19 protein-coding genes are annotated in these 19,134 nt (G+C 64.1%); 9 read left to right on the plus strand and 10 right to left on the minus strand.

Annotation, left to right across the window (positions count from 1 at the left end; translation table 11 throughout):
* The first annotated feature begins 10 nt into the window (after nucleotides 1-10).
* From B6V76_RS01585 to B6V76_RS01595, 3 genes are all read left to right on the plus strand, one after another.
* A complete protein-coding gene (locus B6V76_RS01585) occupies nucleotides 11-718 on the plus strand; it encodes an ABC transporter ATP-binding protein (RefSeq protein WP_206184180.1) in 708 nt (235 codons plus the stop codon).
* Nucleotides 719-772: 54 nt separating this feature from the next.
* On the plus strand, nucleotides 773-1,678 hold the full coding sequence (locus tag B6V76_RS01590; protein ID WP_075774919.1) for a branched-chain amino acid ABC transporter permease: 906 nt from the start codon (nucleotides 773-775) through the stop codon (nucleotides 1,676-1,678).
* Nucleotides 1,679-1,772: 94 nt separating this feature from the next.
* Nucleotides 1,773-2,693, plus strand: a complete 921-nt coding sequence (locus B6V76_RS01595; protein WP_088719361.1) for a branched-chain amino acid ABC transporter permease — start codon at nucleotides 1,773-1,775, stop codon at nucleotides 2,691-2,693.
* Nucleotides 2,694-2,838: 145 nt separating this feature from the next.
* Here the strand turns inward: B6V76_RS01595 and B6V76_RS19600 are convergent, their stop codons facing one another.
* Both B6V76_RS19600 and hpt read right to left on the minus strand, forming a co-directional pair.
* Nucleotides 2,839-3,021 (minus strand): hypothetical protein, encoded by a 183-nt coding sequence (locus B6V76_RS19600; RefSeq protein ID WP_098411081.1) that lies wholly within the window; start codon nucleotides 3,019-3,021, stop codon nucleotides 2,839-2,841.
* On the minus strand, nucleotides 3,018-3,566 hold the full coding sequence (gene hpt / locus B6V76_RS01600; RefSeq protein WP_088718542.1) for a hypoxanthine phosphoribosyltransferase: 549 nt from the start codon (nucleotides 3,564-3,566) through the stop codon (nucleotides 3,018-3,020). Before hpt ends, B6V76_RS19600 begins: the two co-directional genes overlap by 4 nt.
* A gap of 84 nt (nucleotides 3,567-3,650) precedes the next feature.
* On the opposite strand from hpt, the gene B6V76_RS01605 reads away from it, so the two are divergent.
* On the plus strand, nucleotides 3,651-4,109 hold the full coding sequence (locus tag B6V76_RS01605) for a type II toxin-antitoxin system RatA family toxin (protein ID WP_088718543.1): 459 nt from the start codon (nucleotides 3,651-3,653) through the stop codon (nucleotides 4,107-4,109).
* Nucleotides 4,110-4,190: 81 nt separating this feature from the next.
* On the opposite strand, the gene B6V76_RS01610 is transcribed toward B6V76_RS01605, so the two are convergent.
* The 4 genes from B6V76_RS01610 to B6V76_RS01625 all read right to left on the minus strand — a co-directional run bounded on the left by B6V76_RS01610 (nucleotide 4,191) and on the right by B6V76_RS01625 (nucleotide 7,661).
* Entirely contained in the window at nucleotides 4,191-5,369 is a 1,179-nt protein-coding gene (locus tag B6V76_RS01610; RefSeq protein WP_088719362.1) for an ammonium transporter, read from the minus strand.
* A gap of 180 nt (nucleotides 5,370-5,549) precedes the next feature.
* Nucleotides 5,550-6,023, minus strand: coding sequence for a CinA family protein (locus B6V76_RS01615; RefSeq protein ID WP_088718544.1), 474 nt, complete (start codon nucleotides 6,021-6,023; stop codon nucleotides 5,550-5,552).
* The gene (locus B6V76_RS01620; RefSeq protein WP_088726493.1) at nucleotides 6,020-6,529 is read right to left on the minus strand and encodes a phosphatidylglycerophosphatase A; all 510 of its coding nucleotides are present in this window, start codon (nucleotides 6,527-6,529) and stop codon (nucleotides 6,020-6,022) included. Before B6V76_RS01620 ends, B6V76_RS01615 begins: the two co-directional genes overlap by 4 nt.
* Nucleotides 6,530-6,533: 4 nt before the next feature.
* The gene (locus tag B6V76_RS01625) at nucleotides 6,534-7,661 is read right to left on the minus strand and encodes a bifunctional 2-C-methyl-D-erythritol 4-phosphate cytidylyltransferase/2-C-methyl-D-erythritol 2,4-cyclodiphosphate synthase (protein WP_088726494.1); all 1,128 of its coding nucleotides are present in this window, start codon (nucleotides 7,659-7,661) and stop codon (nucleotides 6,534-6,536) included.
* A 217-nt stretch (nucleotides 7,662-7,878) separates the two neighbouring features.
* On the opposite strand from B6V76_RS01625, the gene dusB reads away from it, so the two are divergent.
* The 5 genes from dusB (at nucleotide 7,879) to B6V76_RS01650 (ending at nucleotide 15,049) form a co-directional block, all read left to right on the plus strand.
* The gene (dusB, locus tag B6V76_RS01630) at nucleotides 7,879-8,859 is read left to right on the plus strand and encodes a tRNA dihydrouridine synthase DusB (RefSeq protein ID WP_276206127.1); all 981 of its coding nucleotides are present in this window, start codon (nucleotides 7,879-7,881) and stop codon (nucleotides 8,857-8,859) included.
* Nucleotides 8,856-9,923 (plus strand): ATP-binding protein, encoded by a 1,068-nt coding sequence (locus B6V76_RS01635; RefSeq protein WP_075774912.1) that lies wholly within the window; start codon nucleotides 8,856-8,858, stop codon nucleotides 9,921-9,923. The genes dusB and B6V76_RS01635 overlap by 4 nt, the downstream gene beginning before the upstream one ends.
* 3 nt (nucleotides 9,924-9,926) lie before the next feature.
* Nucleotides 9,927-11,297, plus strand: a complete 1,371-nt coding sequence (locus B6V76_RS01640) for a response regulator (protein ID WP_075774911.1) — start codon at nucleotides 9,927-9,929, stop codon at nucleotides 11,295-11,297.
* Between the two features lie 72 nt (nucleotides 11,298-11,369).
* Nucleotides 11,370-13,652, plus strand: coding sequence for a PAS domain-containing sensor histidine kinase (locus tag B6V76_RS01645; protein ID WP_088726885.1), 2,283 nt, complete (start codon nucleotides 11,370-11,372; stop codon nucleotides 13,650-13,652).
* Complete coding sequence (locus tag B6V76_RS01650; protein ID WP_075774910.1) at nucleotides 13,649-15,049, plus strand: sigma-54 dependent transcriptional regulator; 1,401 nt, start codon at nucleotides 13,649-13,651, stop codon at nucleotides 15,047-15,049. Before B6V76_RS01645 ends, B6V76_RS01650 begins: the two co-directional genes overlap by 4 nt.
* A gap of 102 nt (nucleotides 15,050-15,151) precedes the next feature.
* Here the strand turns inward: B6V76_RS01650 and B6V76_RS01655 are convergent, their stop codons facing one another.
* Genes B6V76_RS01655 through B6V76_RS01670 form a run of 4 tightly spaced genes read right to left on the minus strand, consistent with a single transcriptional unit; the run spans nucleotide 15,152 to nucleotide 19,049 of the window.
* Complete coding sequence (locus B6V76_RS01655; protein WP_088726495.1) at nucleotides 15,152-16,480, minus strand: branched-chain amino acid ABC transporter permease; 1,329 nt, start codon at nucleotides 16,478-16,480, stop codon at nucleotides 15,152-15,154.
* Nucleotides 16,477-17,484, minus strand: coding sequence for a branched-chain amino acid ABC transporter permease (locus tag B6V76_RS01660; protein ID WP_075774908.1), 1,008 nt, complete (start codon nucleotides 17,482-17,484; stop codon nucleotides 16,477-16,479). The genes B6V76_RS01655 and B6V76_RS01660 overlap by 4 nt, the downstream gene beginning before the upstream one ends.
* A 3-nt stretch (nucleotides 17,485-17,487) precedes the next feature.
* On the minus strand, nucleotides 17,488-18,192 hold the full coding sequence (locus B6V76_RS01665; RefSeq protein ID WP_075774907.1) for an ABC transporter ATP-binding protein: 705 nt from the start codon (nucleotides 18,190-18,192) through the stop codon (nucleotides 17,488-17,490).
* The gene (locus tag B6V76_RS01670; protein ID WP_088726496.1) at nucleotides 18,189-19,049 is read right to left on the minus strand and encodes an ABC transporter ATP-binding protein; all 861 of its coding nucleotides are present in this window, start codon (nucleotides 19,047-19,049) and stop codon (nucleotides 18,189-18,191) included. Before B6V76_RS01670 ends, B6V76_RS01665 begins: the two co-directional genes overlap by 4 nt.
* Nucleotides 19,050-19,134: the final 85 nt, after the last annotated feature.

Here is a 19,134-nt window from a genome sequence, read left to right on the forward strand (position 1 = left end):
CACCGCAACCATGACCAAACCGATGCTCAAGATCGAGAATCTGCACGCATGGTATGGCGAGAGCCACGTCCTGCACGGGATCAATCTCGAACTGGGCGAGGGGCAGCTGATCACCCTTCTGGGCCGCAACGGCGCGGGCCGTTCGACCACGCTGCGTTCGATCATGGGTATGGTCGATCGCCGCGAAGGCTCGATCAAGATCAATGGCGAGGAGTTTCTGACGAAGCCCACGCACAAGATCTCGCCCGATGCACGGATCGGCTATTGCCCCGAAGAGCGCGGCATCTTCGCCTCGCTCAATGTCGAGGAAAACCTGATGCTGCCGCCGAATGTCGGCGAGGGCGGCATGTCGGTGGAGGAACTCTTCGAGATGTTCCCGAACCTCGCCAATGTCCGCAAGCGGATGGGCACGCGGCTTTCGGGCGGCGAACAGCAGATGCTGGCCATCGCGCGTATCCTGCGCACCGGTTCGCGGCTGCTGCTGCTCGATGAGATCACCGAAGGGCTTGCGCCCGTGATCGTGAAAACGCTGGGTCGCGTGATCCGCGATCTGAAATCGCGCGGCTACACGATCGTTCTGGTGGAGCAGAACTTCCGCTTCGCAGCCCCGCTCGCCGACCGCCATTACGTCATCGAACATGGCGAGGTGATCGACGTGATCGAAGCCGATCAGGTCGAAGCCTCGATGGACCGGCTGAACCATTACCTGAGCGTGTAACGAGAAACCGGGCCGGGCTCAGGCGCCCGAGACCCGACAGGGAGGACAACCCCGATGGATCCGATGATCCGACTTATTCTTGCCCAGGGGATGCTGGGCCTAAACAACGGCGTGTTCTACGCGATGCTGAGCCTCGGGCTCGCGGTGATCTTCGGCCTCTTGAACGTGGTCAATTTCGCGCATGGCGCGCTCTACATGCTGGGCGCGTTCCTCGCGCTGATCCTGTATTCCTATGTCGGTCAGTGGATCGGCATGGCGGACCTGCATATCGGCTTCTGGCCGGCGCTGATCCTCGCGCCGCTCCTGGTGGCCTGCTTCGGGATGCTGATCGAACGCTTCCTGCTGCGCAGGCTCTACAAGCTCGACCCGATCTACTCGCTGCTGCTGACCTTCGGGATCACGCTGGTGCTGCAGGGCCTGTTCATCAATTACTTCAACGCCTCCGGCACGCCCTATCCGGGGATGCCCGAGAGCATGAAGGGCGTGACCAATCTCGGCTTCATGATGTTCCCGAAATACCGCCTCTTCGTGATCATCTTCTCGATCGTGGTCTGCTTCGTGACCTGGTACGTGATCGAACGGACCCGGATCGGCGCACGGCTGCGCGCGGGCACCGAGAACCCCGAGCTGGTGAAAGCCTTCGGGATCAACGTGCCGCTGATGGTGATGCTGACTTTCGGCTTCGGCACCGGCCTCGCGGGGCTCGCAGGCGTGCTGGCCGCGCCGATCTACTCGGTCAGCCCGCTGATGGGCGCGAACCTGATCATCGTGATCTTCGCGGTCGTCGTGATCGGCGGCATGGGCTCGATTGCGGGGGCGGTGATCACCGGCTTCTCTCTGGGGCTGATCGAGGGCGTGACCAAGGTCTTCTACGCGCCCGCCGCGAACACGGTGATCTTCCTGCTGATGGTGATCGTGCTTCTGGTGCGCCCGTCGGGCCTCTTCGGACGTCAAGGGTGAGGGTGAAGACATGAGCAATACGACAAGCACGACGAGCGAAATCGGCGAATTCGAACAGGAAGACGTCAGCCCCCAGACCCACAAGCGCGGCCGCATGGTGCAGGCTGTGTTCTGGGTGGTGTTGCTGGGCTTCCTCGCGATCGCACCCTTCTTCCTCTACCCGGTCTTCGTGATGCAGCTGCTGTGCTTCGCGCTGTTCGCGGCCGCCTTCAACCTGCTGATCGGCTTCACCGGCCTTCTGAGCTTCGGCCATGCCGCCTTCTTCGGCGGTGCGGCCTATGTCGCGGGCCATGTGCTGAAGGTCTGGGGCTTCCCGCCGATCCTGGGCATCATCGCTGGCACGCTCGCAGCGGCTGCGATGGGCTGGGTCGTGGGCTCGCTCGCCATTCGCCGGCAGGGCATCTACTTCGCGATGATCACGCTCGCGCTCGCGCAGATCGTGTATTTCTTCGCGCTGCAAATGCCCTTCACCGGCGGCGAGGACGGTCTGCAAGGCATCCCGCGCGGCAACCTGCTGGGGATCTTCAATCTCAGCGATCCGATCACGATGTACTATTTCGTGGCCGTGATCTTCTTGGTCGGCTTCCTCGCGATCTACCGCATCGTGCATTCGCCCTTCGGGCAGGTGCTGCAGGCGATCCGCGAGAACGAGCCGCGCGCGCTGTCGCTGGGCTACAACGTCGACCGGTTCAAGCTGCTGGCCTTCGTGCTGTCTGCGGGTCTGGCAGGGCTTGCGGGCTCGACCAAGGCGCTGGTGTTCCAGTTTGCCTCGCTGACCGACGCGCATTGGCAGATGTCGGGCGAGGTGATCCTGATGACGCTTCTGGGCGGCATGGGCACGATCTTCGGCCCGGTCGTGGGCGCGTTCATCGTGGTCACGCTGCAGCACTTCCTGTCGGGCATCGGCTCGTGGGTGCAGGTGGTGATCGGCGCGACCTTCATCGCCTGCGTGCTGCTGTTCCGCCGCGGCATCGTCGGCGAGATCGCGCGCCTGCTGCGCATTTCGTCGCTGTAAAACTGGCGTGGCGGGGGCTCTGCCCCCGCTCGTCACGGCCCGTCGCTTGCGCGTCGGGCGTTCGGCGGGCGTTCTTCCACTGGAAGGCCGCCTTTCCCGCCCCACCCCCCGGGATATTTCACAAGCCCGAAGAGGGACCGCGGCCTCAGGGTCTGGGAGCGCGCAAGGCGCGCGGGTTCACCGTCGCCCAGTCCGGCCAATATCCAAGCTTTTCAATGACAACGATCGCGATCACGGCGAGCGCCACGATCGCCACGATCTTCACCTGCGTCATCGACGGAGGGCGCCGTGCCCACCGCGCCATGCGTAGCAGCCACGTGTAATTCACGAAGCATCCCCGGTGAAGCGCACCTTGCCGATATAGGGCAGGTTGCGGTTGCGCTGCGCGAAGTCGATCCCGTAGCCCACGACGAATTCATCGGGGATCTCGAACCCGGTCCAGGTGGCGCGCACATCGACCTCGCGCCGCGACGGCTTGTCGAGCAGCGCGCAGGATTCGATCCGCCCCGGTTCGCGCGCCCGCAGCATTCCCATCACGTGGTGCAGAGTGAAGCCAGTGTCGACGATATCCTCGACCACCAGCACGTCGCGGCCTTCGATGCCCGCGCGCAGATCTTTCAGGATGCGGACCTCGCGCGAACTGGTCATCGCGTCGCCGTAGCTCGAAGCCTCGAGGAAGTCGACTTCGACGGGCAGGTCGATCTCGCGCACCAGATCGGCGATGAACACGAAGGAACCGCGCAGCAGCCCCACCACGACCAGCTTGTCGGTGCCCTTGAAGGTCCGGGTGATCTCGGCCGCCAATTCCTCGACTCGGGCCGCGATCTGCTTGGCCGAAATCATCTGGTCGATCACATAGGGGCGCTGCGTCATGATGTCGGGCCTCGAAACGGGTTGTAGGGCTTGAACTCGGGCTTAGCTTTAGCGCATCAAGAGGCGCAAGAAAACGGGAGAGACATGCCTAAGCATCACGAGAACAGGGTCATGCCCTATAGCGCGCAGCAGATCTACGATCTTGTGGCCGATGTGGAGAGCTATCCGAAATTCCTGCCGTGGAATTCCGCCGCCCGCGTGCGCTCGCGCGAGGAGCGTCCGGACGGCTCGATCCTGATGCTGGCCGATCTGGTGATCTCGTTCAAAGTGTTCCGCGAGAAGTTCGGCTCGCGCGTGGTGCTTCATCCCGAGGAGCATCATATCGAGACCGAATATATCGACGGTCCGTTCAAATACATGCACAGCCACTGGCGGATGACCGATCGCGAGGACGGCTCCTGCGAGGTGGATTTCCACGTCGATTTCGAGTTCAAGAACGCGATCCTGCAGGGCGTGATCGGGGTCGTCTTCAACGAGGCGATGCAGCGGATCGTGCGTGCCTTCGAGAAGCGCGCAGAGGAGTTGTACGGGCCGAAGGGCTGAGCGCCGCGCCGTTCGTTCCGCGCCACGAAAAAGGCCGCCTCTCGGGGCGGCCTTTTTGCGTTCCCGTTCAAAGCCCCGCGATCAGGAATTCATGTCGTAGGCGCGTTCGCCATGGGTGGAAAGGTCCAGCCCGTTGGTCTCGTGCTCCTCGCTCACGCGCAGCGGGAAGACGAGCCGCACCAGCATCGCCAGCGCCCAGCTGCCTGCGACGGTGAAGACGCCCACCACCGCCAGCGCGCCAAGCTGGGCAACAAAGCTGCCATGGCCGAAGACCGCGATCATGATCGTGCCGAAGATGCCGCCCACGCCATGGACCGCGAAGACGTCGAGACTGTCATCGACATGAAGCCTCTCGCGGATCAGCACGACGAATTCCTGACAGATGATCCCGGCGGCGAAGCCGATCACCAGCGCCTCGATCGGACCCACGAAGCCCGAGGCTGGGGTGATCGAGGCGAGCCCCGCGATCGTGCCGGTCACGAGGCCCACCATCGAGGCGCGGCCGAACTTGATGCGCTCCCACAGCGCCCAGCTGAGCGAGGCGGCGGCAGCGGAGATATGAGTGACGGTGATCGCCATGCCGGCAACGCCATCGGCCGCCAGCTCCGAGCCGCCGTTGAAGCCGAACCAGCCGACCCACAGGAGCCCTGCGCCCATCGCGACCATGCCGGGGTTGTGCGGCGGGGTGGTGCGCTTGGCGCGCGGCCCGATCATCAGCGCCAGCACGAGGGCTGCAAGACCCGCGGTTTCATGCACCACGATGCCGCCCGCGAAATCCCGGGTGCCGACCGCGCCCCAGATGCCGCCATCCGACATCATGCCGCCCCCCCAGATCCAATGCGTGACCGGGGCGTAGATCAGCAGCATCCAGAGCCCGGTGAAGGCCATCACGAAGGCATAGTTGATGCGCTCCACGAAGGCGCCGACGATCAGGGCGGGCGTGATGATCGCGAAGGTCATCTGGAAAGCGAAGAAGACGATCTCGGGGATCGAGCCGGAGAGGCTTTCGGGCGTCACGCCCAGCAGCGCAAATTTGCCCAGACCGCCCCAGTAGCCATTGGCGTCCCCGAAGGCGATCGAATAGCCGAACAGCAGCCACAGCACGCTCATCAGCGCGGCGATCGAGAAACACTGCATGAAGATCGACAGCACGTTGCGCGCCCGCACCAGCCCGCCGTAGAACAGCGCCAGCCCCGGCAGCGTCATCAGCAAGACCAGCGCCGTCGCCACCATGATCCACGCGGTATCGGCCGCGTTCATCCCCGCTTCCATTTGCTCACATCCTCCTCGGAAATCCCTCTGGAGGGGCAGGGGCCATAAGCGCCGCGCGCAATAAAGGGACAATTTCCGCGCAGGCCGCTCAAATGCGCGTCACTTTGGAAACTGCGCGCAAATTGGGCAGATTTTTCTCGGTATGCGCGATTGATGGGCGGAAGTGAGTCAGCTTTCGGCGGCTTGCAGCAGCAGGCTCAGCGCATGATCGCGGGCCGCTTCGCGCACGGTGTCGCGGCCGAGCGCGCCGAATTCGACTGTCTCGACCTGCGTTTCGGCGCCGTTTCGGGCGAGGCCGAAGCAGACGCGGCCCTCGGGTTTGAACTCCGACCCGCCGGGGCCTGCGATCCCGGTGATCGCGACCGCGAGCTGGGCGTGGGAGTGGCGCAGCGCGCCCTCGGCCATCTCGCGCGCGACCTCCTCGGAGACCGCGCCATGGGCGTCGAGGCTTTCCGCGCTGACGCCAAGCATCTCGCGTTTGGCGTCATTGGTGTAGGTGACGAAGCCGCGCTCCACCACCGCCGACGATCCCGGAATATCGGTAAGGGCTGCGGCGACCATGCCGCCGGTGCAGCTCTCGGCGGTGGCGACCATAAGACCGCGCGCCTTGCAGGCGTCGAGAACGTCGGAGGCGCGGCTCATCCCATCATGCCCAGAAAGACGACGTGATAGAGCCCTGCGAGGATGATCGACACGATCCCGGCAAAGACCCCCGCCCAGATATCGTCTAGCATCACGCCCGTCGCGTCATGGCGGCGATCGGCGCGGCCCACGAGCCACGGCTTCCAGATGTCGAACAGCCGGAACAGCAGGAAGGCCGCGACCGGGCCGGGCCAGACCATATGCAGATCGACGCCGGTGGAGAGGCCGCGCTGCCAGAAGCCGAAGGCCGGGAACAGGAGCGCCACCCATTGGCCCGCCACCTCGTCGATGACGATCTCGGAGGGGTCGTCGCTGCTGTCGCCCAGTTGCGCGCGCACCGACCAGAAGCCGAGTGCGGTGACCGCGACCGTGGCGATCACCAGCGGGATAAAGCCCAGCCAATGTTCGATCGCCCAACCGACCAGCACCGCCACCAGCGAGCCCCAGGTGCCCGGCGCTGGTTTCAGCAAGCCGACAAATCCGACCGTGTTGATGGCGCGCAGCATGGCGTTACTCCTTGATCAGCGTGGCAGTGGCGATGGCGGCGATGCCTTCCTCGCGCCCGGTGAAGCCCAGACGTTCGGAGGTGGTGGCCTTGACCGAGATCCGGCCCGGCTCGATCCCGATGATGCGCGCCAGAACCTGTGCCATTTCAGTGGCATGCGGGCCGATCTTGGGACGCTCGCAGATCAGCGTGACATCGGCATTGCCCAGACGAAAGCCTCGTGCTTCGGCCAGTTTCACCGCGTGGTCGAGGAAAATCTCGGACGCCGCGCCCTTCCATTGCGGGTCCGATGGCGGGAAATGCCGCCCGATATCGCCCTCGGCCAGCGCGCCATAGATCGCATCGGTCAGCGCGTGCATGCCCACATCGGCATCGGAATGGCCCTTGAGCTTCTTGTCATGCGGCACCGCGACCCCGCAGAGCGTCACGTGATCGCCCGGCTCGAACGCGTGCACGTCGTAACCATGACCCAAACGGATATCCATCTTGTCTCCCAACAGTCTCTCGGCCCGGACGAAATCCTCCGGGTAGGTGATCTTCAGATTGTCCTCCGAGCCGCGCGTGATCGCAACCGAAAGACCCGCCGCGCGGGCCACTTCCACGTCATCGGCGGACCCGCCGGGATGGGCGCGGTGCGCGCTGAGGATCGCGTCGAAATCGAAGCCCTGCGGGGTCTGCGCGCGGTAGAGCCCGCTGCGGTCCTGCGTGCCCGTGACCTGACCGTTCTCGCCGGTCCAGAGTGCATCCGACACGGGCAGGGCGGGAGCTGCCGCCTGTGCGCTGTCCAGCGCCTCGAGCACGCCGTCGATCACTGCGCGGCTCACCAGCGGGCGTGCCCCGTCATGGATCAGCACCTTCTCGACGCCCGAGCCCTCGAGCATCTCCAGCGCATTGCGCACCGAGGCGTCGCGGCTGGCACCGCCCGCACACAGCGCGACCTCGCCTTGAAACTGCGCGACGCCGCGCGTCATGTCCTCGGGATGCAGAACGACCACGATCCGCCCGATGCCCTCGAAAGCGGCAACGGTATGGGCCAGCACCGGCTGCCCCGCGAGGCTCTGCCATTGCTTCGGGGTTTCTCCGCCGGCGCGGGTGCCGCGCCCGGCGGCGACAATGATGATGGCGATGCTCATGGCGCCTCCCTGATCGCCCAAGGGCTTAGGCGAAGACGCGACTTTGCGCAATCGGTGCCGCTGGACGCGAGACGCTGCGGGATGTGACAACTGGCCACGGCCCGGTGATTAAAAAATAGGCGGATGCTGATTTTCCCACCTAAAAAAGGCTGGACGCAATTGTGATTCTTTGGTCAAACGCCTAATTCGAAGGAAGACGCGTAACAGGACAGTCTCCGTGCCGCAGAATTTGGTTCTCGACGATATCACATTGACCCCTCCGGTTTTCCTCGCGCCGATGGCGGGGATCACCGACCTTCCGTTCCGGCGGATGGTGGCGCGCTTCGGCGCGGGTCTCGTCGTGTCCGAGATGGTGGCCTCGGGTGAGATGCTGACGGCGAAGCCCTCCGTGCGCGCGAAGGCGCGGGTCGAGATGGGGCTGGAGCTGCCGACCTCGGTGCAATTGGCGGGCCGTGAGCCCGAGCCGATGGCCGAAGCCGCGAAAATGGTCGCCGGCATGGGGGCGCGGATCATCGACATCAATATGGGCTGCCCGGCCAAGAAGGTGACGGGCGGGGCCTCGGGCTCGGCGCTGATGCGCGATCCAGATCACGCGCTGCGTCTGATCGAGGCGACGGTGGGCGCGGTCGATCTGCCGGTGACACTGAAGATGCGGCTGGGCTGGTGTGACGATACGCATAACGCGGCCGAGATCGCGCGCCGGGCAAAGGCTGCGGGCGTGAAGATGATCGTCGTGCATGGGCGCACCCGGATGCAGTTCTACAAAGGCAGCGCCGACTGGGAGGCGATTGCCGAGACGGTCGAGGCGGTCTCGATCCCGGTGATCGCCAATGGCGACGTGGTCGATGCGAGTTCCGCTCGCGTTGCGCTTGAACAATCCGGCGCGGCGGGCGTGATGGTCGGGCGTGGGGCGCAGGGCGCACCGTGGCGCTTGGCTGAAATCGGTCATGAAATCTTCGGATCGCCGAAGCCGCAGGTTCCGTACGGAAACGCCCTTTGCGATTATATTTCAGAACATTACGAGGCGATCTTGAGCTTCTACGGCCGTGATCTCGGGTTGCGTCTCGCGCGCAAGCATCTGGGGTGGTATTGCGAGGCGGCGAACGCGCCGCTGCGCGCCGAGATGATGGTCAGCGAAACGCCGGAGGCGACCTTGGCGCTAATCGAGCGAGCTTTCGGCGAAAGGTGCGCCGCATGAACCTTCCGGCCCCCGGCATAATCTGGACTTCGCTGCCGACCCCGGCTTTGCTGATCGACGGCGATGATCTTGTCGACGAGGTGAACCCGGCCGCCGAGCTGTTCCTTAACCTGTCTGCCAAGGCGCTGCGGGGTAAGGCGATCGGCGAAAGGCTCGCGATTTCCGCGCCTTTGGAGGAGATCTTCTACCGGGTTCGGAAGAACCGCGCCTCTCTCTTCGTTAACGATGTCGAGCTGACGACGGGTGAGAAAGCCCCGGTGCAATGCAACCTTCAGGCTGCGCCGGTGGGCGAAGACCCCGACCGGGTGTTGCTGCTGATCGAGCCGCGCGAGCTGGCTGACCGGCTGGGCCGCGCGAGTCTCGTGAAATCGGCGGCGCGCTCGGCCATCGGTATGGCGGAGATGTTGGCCCATGAGATCAAGAACCCGCTCGCCGGGATCGCCGGGGCGGCCCAGCTTCTGAGCATGAACTTGTCCGGAGAAGACCTTGAATTAACGGACCTGATCGTCGACGAGACGCGCCGGATCGTGAAGCTTCTCGAGCAGGTCGAACAGTTCGGCAATGTCCGTGCGCCCGAGAAGAAGCCGGTCAATATCCATGACGTGCTCGACCGCGCACGCAAATCCGCAGGTGTGGGTTTCGGCGCGCATATGGCGATTACGGAAGATTACGATCCCTCGCTGCCGCCGACGCTGGGCGATGCGGATCAGTTGACTCAAGTCTTCCTGAACCTGTTGAAAAACGCCGCAGAAGCCTCTGAAGGAGCTGGGAATATCAAGATCCGTACCTTCTACGAACACAGCCTGCGTCTGCGTCGCGCCGATGGATCGGGGCAGCCCTTGCCGCTGCAGATCGAGATCATCGACGACGGCCCCGGTATTCCGCCGGAAATCTCCAACGAGATCTTCGAGCCCTTCGTCTCGGGTCGCGAGAACGGGACCGGGCTCGGTCTCGCCCTTGTCTCGAAGATCATCAATGATCACGACGGCTGGGTCACGCTCGACTCGGTCCCGGGCAAGACCCGGTTTCGCATTTCACTTCCCGTTGCGCCGAAGGAGGCCTGATCCATGGACGGCACCGTACTTGTCGCGGATGACGATCGCACAATCCGCACCGTTCTGACCCAGGCGCTGACCCGTGCGGGCTGCAAGGTTCACGCTACGGCCTCGCTCGTGACGCTGATGCGGTGGGTCGAAGAGGGCAAGGGTGATCTGGTGATTTCGGACGTCATGATGCCCGACGGGAACGGGCTGGAGGCGTTGCCGAAGATATCCGAGGAGCGTCCCGGCCTGCCGGTCATCGTTATCTCGGCGCAGAACACGATAATGACCGCGATTCAGGCGGCCGAGGCCGAGGCTTACGACTACCTGCCCAAACCGTTCGATCTGCCCGACCTGATGAAGCGCGCGCAAAAGGCGCTGGAGCAGAAGCGCCGCAGTCCGACCGCGCCCCGCGAGATCGACGGACGCGCCGATGCGGGCGATCTGCCGTTGGTCGGGCGCACGCCTGCGATGCAGGAGCTTTACCGGCTCGTTGCGCGGGTGATGAATGCCGATCTCGCGGTGCTGATCGCGGGTGAGAGCGGCACCGGCAAGTCCCTCATCGCGAAGGCTATTCACGACTTTTCCGACCGCCGCACGCTTCCCTTCGTGGTGGCGCAGGCAGGTGATCTGCAGGGCGCGGACGGCCCCGCGGCACTGGTGGCGAAGGCCAAAGGTGGCTCGCTCGTTTTCGACGAGGTCGGCGATTACGACGACGAGACGCAGGCGCGGATCGTGCGTATGCTCGACGCCCTGCCCGATCCCGCACCGCGTATCATGGCGACGACGCAGATCGACCTCGCGGGGCTGATGGAGGCGGGAAAGTTCCGCCAGGACCTGTTCTATCGCCTCGGCGGCGTGACGCTGAACGTGCCGAGCCTGCGCGAGCGGGTTGAGGATATCCCGCTTCTGGCCGAGCATTTCCTTGCCCGCGCCGAGCGCGACGGGCTGGGGCTGCGCCGTTTCACGCCCGAGGCGCTGCAACTCGTGCGCGCCTATTCCTGGCCCGGCAACGTGCGCCAGCTGGAGAACACGATCCGCCGGCTTGCCGTGACCTCGCCCGAAGAGGAAATCACCCGGGCCGAGGCGGAATTCGTGCTGGGCAACCAACCCGCGATCGAGCCGCTACGTCAGGGCGGCGAGGGCGAGAAGTTGTCCTCCTCCATCGCACGCCACCTGCGGCGCTATTTCGACCTTCACGGCGGCACGCTGCCACCGCCGGGCCTCTACGACCGGATTTTGAAGGAAATGGAGGCGCCGCTGATCGAAATCGCCTTGGATGCAACCGGCGGCAATCAAGCCAGATGTGCCGATTTGCTCGGCATCAACCGCAATACGTTGCGGAAAAAGATCACTGATCTGGATATTCAGGTGACACGGCGCCGCAAACTGATGTAAACCCGCAACAGGGGCCTGTGGCTTTTCCGTCTAACGGATTCGCGAGCTTCAGCCCGGAATGAGGGGGCATTGGTGCAGGGCAGCACGGCATATCGCTCAGGCTGGGACCGTTTGGCGCGCTTTCGCCGCCAGAAGCGGGTCCGCAACCTGTTCACCTTCGGCCTGGTGGTGCTTGGCCCGGCGCTCGCGATTGCGACCTTTATCGTCCTCGGCCCCCTGGGCCAGGGGGCGGACAGCACCGCGCTGCGCCTGATCCTGCTCGCCGATTTCGTCTATTTTCTGCTGCTCGCCGGTCTGATTTTGATGCGGCTGGTGCAGATCATCGCAGCCCGGCGCGCCCATTCCGCCGGCTCGCGGCTCACCCTGCGCCTGACGGGCGTTTTCGCGGGCATTGCGCTGGTGCCGACGATCCTCGTCGCAGTCTTCGCGTTCCTTACCGTGAATATCGGCCTCGAGGGGTGGTTTTCCGACCGCGTGCGCTCGGTCGTCGGCACCTCGCTTCAGGCCGCCGAGGCCTATCAGTCCGAGCACAAGCGCGATCTGGTGCAGGACAGCCGGGCGCTCGCGAATTTCCTCGACCTGCGGCGGCAGGCGTCGACCTTCATGTCGGATGGCGAGCTGCGCGAATTGCTCATTACCGGGCAGGCGGGCATCCAGCGCGGCGTGAAAGAGGCCTATGTGATCGACGGTACGGGGCGCATCATCGCGCGCGGCGATCGCTCTTATCTCTTTGATTACGAAGAACCTTCTCCGCGTGACATCGTCGAGGCGCAGAAGGGCGAGACGGTGCTGATCGAGGATTGGCCGAACTCGGAACTGCGCGCGCTGATCCGGCTCGACGCTTTCGTGGATCGGTATCTGTATATCTCGCGCAAGGTGGATGGGCAGATTCTCGCGCTGCTGGACAAGACGCGCGAGACGGTGACGCTCTATCAGCAATTGGAGAGCGCCCGCGGTCGCGTCATCTTCGAATTCGGGCTGGTCTATTTCGGCTTCGCGCTGATCCTGATCCTCGCCGCGCTCTGGATGGGGCTGTGGTTCGCGGAGCGCCTGTCTCGGCCGATCGGGCGGCTCGCCGCCGCGGCGGAGCGGGTCGGCGCGGGTGATTTGGACGCGCGGGTGATCGAGGCCGAGGGCGACGACGAGATCGCGACGCTTGGCGAGGCGTTCAACCGCATGACCGGGCAACTGAAGGGCCAGCGCATGGCCCTGATGGAGAACCACCGCGAGACGGAAGAACGCCGGCGTCTGTTCGATTCCGTGCTGTCTTCGGTGACTTCGGGGGTGATCGGACTCGATGCCGACGGGCGGATCGATTTCATGAACCGGGCAGCTATGCAGTTGCTGGCGCTCAATAGCGTGAGCGATCATTCCCGCGACCTTGCAAACGCCGTTCCAGAGTTTCTGTCGATTTACAACAAGTTGCAGGACGGTCTTAATGAAGTCGCGCAGGAGGAAATCCGGATTTCGCGCGGCGGGCGGCTGGAGAGCCTGCTGGTGCGCATGGCCGTTCGACGCAACGATCTGGGCACGCCCGAAGGCTATGTGGTCGCGTTCGAGGATGTGACCGATCTGGTCTCTGCGCAGCGGATGGCGGCCTGGGGCGACGTGGCGCGGCGCATCGCACATGAGATCAAGAACCCGCTCACGCCGATCCAGCTCTCGGCCGAACGGATCAAGCGTAAGTTCGGCAAGATGACCGAGGGCGAAGACCTAGAAACGCTCAACCAGTTGACCGGTGTTATTGTGCGCCAGACCAATGACTTGCGGCGCATCGTGGACGAGTTCTCGCGCTTTGCCCGGATGCCCGAGCCCGACCGTGCCGATCACGATCTCGCGCAGCTCGTGCGCGATGCGGCGACCTTGCAGCAAGACAGCCTGCATGGCGCGAAACTGGTGACGGATGTCCCGACCGAGCCGGTGATCGTCGAACTGGACGCGACGATGATTTCGCAAGCGGTGACTAACCTCGTAAAGAACGCGGGCGAAGCGATTGAATCCTATACGGAAAAAGGGAACGTGGAGGAAGGCTACGCGCCCGAGGTGCGCCTCGATATGGAAGTCGCCTCCGATCACGTGACGATCCATATCGCGGATAACGGGATCGGCCTGCCGCCGGACCGTTCGCGCCTGTTCGAGCCTTACGTGACGACGCGCGAGAAAGGCACCGGGCTGGGTCTTCCCATCGTCAAGAAGATCATCGAGGAACATGGTGGAACGTTGACGCTGAGCGACGCGCCCGCCTTCGTAGAGGGCGCCCATCGCGGGGCGCTCGCCGAAATCAGGCTCCCACGCGCGCGAGCAGCGCTCAGAGCCATCAAGGAGAGGGGCGAAGCCCCCGGGGAAGTGACATGAGCGACATTCTGATCGTCGACGACGAGAAAGACATCCGCGAGCTGATCGCCGACATCCTGCGCGACGAAGGCTTCAAGACACGCCTCGCGGCGAATTCCAACGAGTGCATGGACGAGATCAACGCGCAGGAACCGGCGCTGATGATCCTCGATATCTGGCTGAAGGACAGCAAGATGGACGGGATCGACATCCTCAAGACGGTCAAGCGCGACAATCCGGACGTGCCGGTGATCATCATCTCGGGCCACGGCAATATCGAGATCGCTGTGGCGGCTATCAAGCAGGGCGCTTACGACTTCATCGAGAAGCCGTTCAACATCGACCAGCTGATGGTGGTGATCTCCCGCGCGATGGAGACGGCGCGGCTGCGGCGCGAGAACTCGACGCTCAAGCGCCGCGACATGTCCTCGGGCGAGATGATCGGCGACTCGGCGGCGTTCCGGCGGCTGAAGGATCAGCTCGACAAGGTGACCAAGTCCAACGGCCGGGTGATGCTGACGGGCGAGCCGGGCTCGGGCAAGGAGATGGCCGCGCGCTACATCCACCAGTTCTCGACCCGTGCGGCGGGGCCCTTCGTCACGGTCAATTCCGCCTCGATCGAGCCCGACCGGATGGAAGAGGTCCTCTTCGGGCGCGAGACGCCCGAGCGCGGCGTCGAGAAGGGCTTGCTGGAGCAGGCCCATGGCGGCGTGATCTATTTCGACGAGGTGGCGGAGATGCCGCTCGGCACGCAGTCGAAGATCCTGCGCGTCTTGACCGAGCAGCAATTTCTGCGTGTGGGCGGGGCCGACAAGGTCCGCGTCGACCTGCGGGTTATCTCGTCGACGACCCGCGATCTGACGGCACAGATCCGCGAGGGGCATTTCCGGCAGGAGCTCTACGACCGGCTCAACGTGGTGCCGATCGAGGTGCCGCCGCTCTCCGAGCGCCGCGAGGACGTGCCGCTTCTGGCCGACCATTTCCTGCGCGGCTTCAACGAGACCCAAGGCCTGCCGCTGCGAGAAATCTCGGAAGAGGCGGCGGCGCTGATGCAGACGATGGAATGGCCCGGCAACGTCCGCCAGCTGCGCAACGTGATCGAGCGGGTGCTGATCCTCGGGGAAGGGACGGGCGTGATCGAGGCGCGCGAATTGCCCGGCCAGGAAGGCCCGGCGGATGAGGGGCGCATCGTTCTGGGCGGCGCGCTTGCAACGCTTCCACTGCGCGAGGCGCGCGAGCTGTTCGAGCGCGAATATCTGCTCACCCAGATCAACCGTTTCGGGGGCAACATCTCGCGCACCGCGAATTTCGTCGGCATGGAGCGCTCGGCGCTGCACCGCAAGCTCAAATCGCTCGGCGTCGTCACCACGAACAAGGCCGGCGCCCGCGTCGCCCAGTTTGACGGCGGCGAGGAGTAACCAAAAAACGCGCGCTCCTTGCGGGGCGCGCGTCTTGTCTTCGGCTTGGAAGAAATATCCCGGGGTGAGCCCGGAACGGGCGAGGGGCAGAGCCCCTCTTTTTTATTTCTCCGGCAAGAGCCCGCGCGGGCTGAAGCGCAGCACCATCAGCAGGATGATACCCATCACCAGCATCCGCATATGCGGGGCCGACTGGATCAGGTGATCCTTGAACCCGCCATCGGGGAAGGGAGCCGCCAGCGCGCCCATGATATCCGGGCCCCAGTCGCCTGCCTTGACCCAGACATACCAGATCAGCACGCCACCGAGGATCGAACCCCAGTTGTTCCCCGAGCCGCCCACGATCACCATCACGAGGATCAGGAAGGTGTAGCGCAGCGGGTTGTAGGAGGTCGGCGTCATCTGCCCGTCGAGCGAGATCATCATCGCGCCCGCAAGCCCGATCACCGCCGAGCCCAGCACGAAGATCTGCAGATGGCGGCGCGTGACGTTCTTGCCCATTGCCGCCGCCGAGATCTCGTTGTCGCGGATCGCGCGCATCATCCGGCCCCAGGGCGATTTCAGCGACATCTCGGTCAGCCAGATCAGCGCGAGGATGACGATCACGAACAGCACGAGGAAGGCCAGCTTCACCACGATGGTCGAGCCAAGCTGCGGATCGAGGCCCCAGCTCTGCATTTGCGCGACGAAGTCGGGCGAGTTCTGCAGGTCGATCTCGTAGGGCACCGGCCAGGGGCGCGGGATGCCATTGACGTTCAGCACGCCGCGGTCGAGCCACTGCTCGTTCTTCAGGATCGCAACGATGATCTCCGCGATGCCCAGCGTGGCGATCGCGAGGTAATCCGAGCGCAGGCCGAGGGCGGTCTTGCCGACCAGCCAAGCCGCGCCTGCGGCGAGAACCGCGCCCACGGGCCAGGAGATCAGCGTCGGAAGGCCAAGTCCGCCGAGGTTGCCCTGCGCCGAGGGGTTGATCGCCTCGATCACTTCGACCGCCGGATCGAAGAGCCAGCGATAGGTGAAGAAGCCGACGATCAGCACGGCCGTCACGGCGCGGCCGCGCGTCTTTCCGCGCAGATTGCGCCAGATCCAGACCGCCGCCAGCACGGCGACGATGGCCACGAAGAAGGCCGCCATGATGCCCGGACCGCCGCCCGAGAAAGCGCCGGGAGTGGGCGGCATGGAGATCAGCACCGGGGCGAGGCCGCCAAGCGCGAGGAAGCCCATCGCGCCTGCGTTGAACAGGCCCGCATAGCCCCATTGCATGTTCACGCCGAGCGCCATGATCGCCGACAGCAGTCCCATGTTGAGAATGCCGAGCGCCGAGTTCCAGCCCGAGGTGAAACCTTCGAGCAGGATGAGCGCGGCCATGATGGCGAAGAAGAGGGGCGCACGGAGACGGCTGGTCTCACCAGCCTGACGATTGCTGCTCATACGATTTTCCCCTTGAAGAGGCCGGTCGGCTTGAAGATCAGGACAAGGATCAGGATCGTGAAGCTGACTGCGTATTTGTAGTCGGTGGAGAGAAGCTGAACGAGCCCGTCCGGCTCCCAGTTCGGGATCAGATAGGTCGCCACCTTCTTCCAAGCGTAGGTGAGGCCCACCTCCGAGAAGGAGATCACGAAGCCGCCCGCGATCGCGCCCACCGGGTTGCCGATGCCGCCGACGATGGCCGAGGCGAAGATCGGTAGCAGAAGCTGGAAATAGGTGAAGGCTTTGAACGACTTGTCGAGCCCGTAGAGCGTGCCTGCGATGGTCGCGAGCGCGCCGGTGATGATCCAGGTCACGGCCACGACCTTGTTCGGGTCGATGCCGGACAGCAGCGCCAGATCCTCGTTATCGGAAAACGCGCGCATGGATTTGCCGGTGCGCGTCTTGCCGAGGAACCAGAACAGCGCGGCCACGGTGATGATCGCGGTGACGACGGTGATCACCTGCGTCGAGCGCAGCGTCAGCGGCTCGGAGAGGCCCGTCATGTCGCGCCATTGCCGGGCGTTGATGACGAAGCGGGTGCCGTCGTCGAAATTGATCTGGTCGACTCCGATCAGGAAGCGCGTGAGCGCGTTCATCACGAACATCACGCCGACCGAGACCATGACCATGACCACGGGCGCAGCCCTGACTTTTCGGTAATACTGGTAAACGACCTTGTCGGTCCCGAGCATCAGCGCCGAGGTGATGACGATGCCGAATGGCAGGGCGAGCAGGGCGGTCGGCAGAGGCCCGAAGCTGATTCCCATCGCCTGGAAACCCCAGGTGATCAGGATCACGACCCCGGTGCCGAAGGCCATCGTATCGCCATGCGCGAAGTTGGAAAATCGCAGGATCGAGTAGATCAGTGTGACCCCGAGCGCGCCGAGCGCAAGCTGCGCGCCATAGGCGGTGGCGGGGATGATGACGTAATTGGTAACCGCGACGAGCGCGTTGATGAGTTCCATTCCTCAGCCCCCCAGGAAGGTGCGGCGGACTTCCGGGTCGGCCAGAAGGGCCTCGCCAGTGTCGGTGTACTTGTTCGCGCCCTGCACGAGGACATAGCCTTTATCCGCGATCTCAAGCGCTTGGCGGGCGTTCTGTTCGACCATCAGGATCGAGATGCCGGTGCGCGCGACCTCGATGATGCGGTCGAACAGCTCGTCCATCACGATGGGCGAGACGCCTGCGGTCGGCTCGTCGAGCATCAGGAGCTTCGGCTGGGTCATCAGCGCGCGGCCCACGGCCACCTGCTGACGCTGCCCGCCTGACAGTTCGCCCGCATTCTGGCGACGCTTTTCCTTCAGGATCGGGAACAGGTCGAAGACCTGATCCATCGTGCCCCGGAAATCGTCGTCGCGGATGAAGGCGCCCATCTCGAGGTTTTCCTCGACCGTCATGGTCGGGAAGACGTTGTTCACCTGCGGCACGAAGCCCATGCCTTTCTTGACGCGGTCCTGCGGCGAGAGGCCGGTGATGTCCTGCCCGTCGAGCGTGACCTTGCCTTCGCGCAGGCCGAGCATCCCGAAGACCGCCTTCATCGCGGTGGATTTGCCTGCGCCGTTGGGGCCGACGATCACCGCGATCTCGCCTTTTTCGACGGTCAGGGTGCAGTCGTGCAGGATGTCGGCCTTGCCGTAGCCGCCGGTCATGTGTGAGGCGTCGAGGTAGCTCATTGGTCGCCTCCATGGCCTGCTTCGTCGCCCAGACCGGGCTGCGCGCCGTGGTCTTCATGCGCGGCGGTCTCGGCGGTTTCCTCGGCCTTGACCTTGTTCTTCAGGCCGGTCCCCAGATAGGCCTCGATCACGGCCTCGTTTTCCATGATGTGATCGGCGGACCCTTGGGCCAGCACCTTGCCCTCGGCCATCACGATGACCGGGTCGCAGAGGCGGCCGATGAAATCCATGTCATGTTCGATCACGCAGAAGGTGTAGCCGCGCTCCTTGTTGAGGCGCACGATGGCATCGCCGATCGTATTCAGAAGCGTCCGGTTCACGCCCGCGCCGACCTCGTCGAGGAAGACGATCTTGGCTTCGACCATCATCGTGCGGCCCAGTTCCAGAAGCTTCTTCTGACCCCCCGAGAGGTTCCCTGCCTTCTCATCCTTGAGATGCGAAATCGTCAGGAAATCAAGCACTTCATCGGCTTTCTTCAGAAGCGCCGCTTCTTCCTCGCGGATGTGTTTTCGCCCGAACCACGTGTTCCAGAGCGTCTCGCCGGCTTGCCCGGTGGGCACCATCATCAGGTTCTCGCGCACGGTGAGCGAAGGAAACTCATGCGCAATCTGGAAGGTGCGCAGCAGACCCTTGTGGAACAGCTCGTGCGGGGCAAGCCCGGTGATGTCCTCGCCATCCATCGTTACACGGCCCGCGGTGGGTTCGTGCACGCCTGCGATGACGTTGAAGAGCGTGGATTTGCCGGCGCCGTTCGGTCCGATCAGCCCGGTGATAGAGCCGGTTTCAATCTCGAGGCTTGCGCCATCGACCGCCCGGAATCCGCCGAAGGATTTGACTAGGTTTTTAACCCGGATCATAGGGTCCCCTGAGTTGTAGGCATGTTAACTTCACGCCGCATCTTGTTGTTTTATAATTGAAAACAGCCCGGATCGCTCCGGGCTG

The organism is Thioclava sp. IC9, assembly GCF_002213225.1.
GTDB lineage: Bacteria > Pseudomonadota > Alphaproteobacteria > Rhodobacterales > Rhodobacteraceae > Thioclava > Thioclava nitratireducens.

Excerpts from the sequence above, each read along its gene's own strand:
- B6V76_RS01595 (WP_088719361.1), top strand. The coding sequence starts at position 1,773 with ATGGTGCAGGCTGTGTTCTGGGTGGTGTTGCTGGGCTTCCTCGCGATC.
- B6V76_RS01620 (WP_088726493.1), bottom strand. The coding sequence starts at position 6,529 with ATGCTGCGCGCCATCAACACGGTCGGATTTGTCGGCTTGCTGAAACCA.
- hpt (WP_088718542.1), bottom strand. The coding sequence starts at position 3,566 with ATGACGCAGCGCCCCTATGTGATCGACCAGATGATTTCGGCCAAGCAG.
- B6V76_RS01650 (WP_075774910.1), top strand. The coding sequence starts at position 13,649 with ATGAGCGACATTCTGATCGTCGACGACGAGAAAGACATCCGCGAGCTG.
- B6V76_RS01635 (WP_075774912.1), top strand. The coding sequence starts at position 8,856 with ATGAACCTTCCGGCCCCCGGCATAATCTGGACTTCGCTGCCGACCCCG.
- B6V76_RS01625 (WP_088726494.1), bottom strand. The coding sequence starts at position 7,661 with ATGAGCATCGCCATCATCATTGTCGCCGCCGGGCGCGGCACCCGCGCC.
- B6V76_RS01610 (WP_088719362.1), bottom strand. The coding sequence starts at position 5,369 with ATGAACGCGGCCGATACCGCGTGGATCATGGTGGCGACGGCGCTGGTC.
- B6V76_RS01590 (WP_075774919.1), top strand. The coding sequence starts at position 773 with ATGGATCCGATGATCCGACTTATTCTTGCCCAGGGGATGCTGGGCCTA.
- B6V76_RS01585 (WP_206184180.1), top strand. The coding sequence starts at position 11 with ATGACCAAACCGATGCTCAAGATCGAGAATCTGCACGCATGGTATGGC.
- B6V76_RS01655 (WP_088726495.1), bottom strand. The coding sequence starts at position 16,480 with ATGAGCAGCAATCGTCAGGCTGGTGAGACCAGCCGTCTCCGTGCGCCC.
- B6V76_RS01670 (WP_088726496.1), bottom strand. The coding sequence starts at position 19,049 with ATGATCCGGGTTAAAAACCTAGTCAAATCCTTCGGCGGATTCCGGGCG.
- B6V76_RS01615 (WP_088718544.1), bottom strand. The coding sequence starts at position 6,023 with ATGAGCCGCGCCTCCGACGTTCTCGACGCCTGCAAGGCGCGCGGTCTT.
- B6V76_RS01665 (WP_075774907.1), bottom strand. The coding sequence starts at position 18,192 with ATGAGCTACCTCGACGCCTCACACATGACCGGCGGCTACGGCAAGGCC.
- B6V76_RS01605 (WP_088718543.1), top strand. The coding sequence starts at position 3,651 with ATGCCTAAGCATCACGAGAACAGGGTCATGCCCTATAGCGCGCAGCAG.
- B6V76_RS01660 (WP_075774908.1), bottom strand. The coding sequence starts at position 17,484 with ATGGAACTCATCAACGCGCTCGTCGCGGTTACCAATTACGTCATCATC.
- B6V76_RS01640 (WP_075774911.1), top strand. The coding sequence starts at position 9,927 with ATGGACGGCACCGTACTTGTCGCGGATGACGATCGCACAATCCGCACC.